The sequence below is a fragment of the Agaribacillus sp. DX54 genome, from assembly GCF_056858335.1.
This window is the reverse complement of sequence record NZ_JBXEQE010000097.1, coordinates 1-1,406: the sequence shown is the minus strand read 5'-3', so window position 1 is coordinate 1,406 and position 1,406 is coordinate 1. Positions and strand designations below refer to the sequence as shown.

Genomic DNA, 1,406 nt, shown 5'->3' with positions numbered 1-1,406 from the left:
GGCTATCTGAGGCCTTATACAAAATTTATTGCCCAACTTATGCTTGCCACCCTAACAGGTACGCTGCTTAGCCTTGCATTTCCCTTTCTTACGCAGTCCATTGTAGATTATGGTATCGGAAACAGTGATCTGGCTTTTATCATTATGGTATTAGTGGCCCAAATGTTGCTAACGCTTGGTCAGGCTGCCAATGGCCTTATTCGTAGCTGGATCATGCTTCATGTAACAACCAGGATAAGTATTTCGCTGATAGCCGGTTTTCTCGCCAAACTTATGAAATTACCCATATCTTTCTTTGATATAAAGATGGTCGGCGACATCATGCAAAGAATTGGTGATCATAGCCGTATTCAGTCCTTCTTAACGGGTTCATTGATCAATATTGTTTTCTCCATTTTTACCCTGGTGATGTACACTTTTATCATGGCAGGGTATCACATCGGTATATTAGGAATATTTTATCTGGGCAGCATGCTGTATATACTTTGGATTCTGTTATTCCTGAAGAAAAGACGAGAACTTGATTATAAAAGATTTCAGCAGTCATCTGCCAATCAAAACAATCTGGTGCAGCTGGTGAATGGCATGCAGGAAATAAAGCTTAATAATTGTGAAAAACAAAAACGTTGGGAATGGGAACGTATACAGGCCCAATTATTTAAGGTAAGCGTCAAAGGACTGACACTTAACCAAAATCAACAAATAGGCTCGGTATTTATTGATCAGACCAAAAATATTTTGATTTCGTTTTTAGCTGCCAAAGCGGTGGTAGCAGGTGATATGACTTTGGGAATGATGATGGCCATGCAGTACATCATTGGCCAACTCAATGCACCTATTCAACAATTTATAGGTTTCACACAAGCAGCCCAGGATGCTAAAATAAGCCTTGAAAGGCTCGGCGAGATCCATGACCGTGAGGACGAAGAAAAACATGATGATCACAAAATCAGGGAGATACTTCCGGGAACAGGGCTGTCTATAAAAGATCTGGTGTTTCAATACGAAGGACCTCATTCGGAGAGAGTACTGAATAAAATAAATCTTGATATTCCATTCAATAAAACAACTGCCATTGTCGGGATGAGTGGCAGTGGGAAAACCACCCTGATAAAATTGCTGCTTGGCTTTTATAACCTGGCAGCGGGTAAAATCGAACTAAATGGCATTTCACTTGACAAATACAGCCCTGGAGAATGGAGAAGGAAATGTGGGGTAGTGATGCAGGAAGGATATATCTTTTCTGATTCCATTGCCAACAATATAGCAGTCACAGATAACATACCTGATAAACAAAAGCTTGAAAAAGCCATTGAAATAGCAAATATTAAGGATTTTATTGTGTCACTTCCGTTAGGGTTGAAAACCAGGATAGGCAGTGACGGACATGGGTTGAGCAGTGGTCA

Annotated in this window: 1 protein-coding gene; it reads left to right on the top strand. The window is 40.4% G+C overall.

Annotated features, from left to right (window positions below; genetic code table 11):
• Nucleotides 1-39: 39 nt before the first annotated feature.
• Nucleotides 40-1,406: ABC transporter transmembrane domain-containing protein (locus AC04NP_RS30480; RefSeq protein ID WP_482863907.1), on the top strand; the 1,367-nt coding region annotated here is incomplete at its 3' end.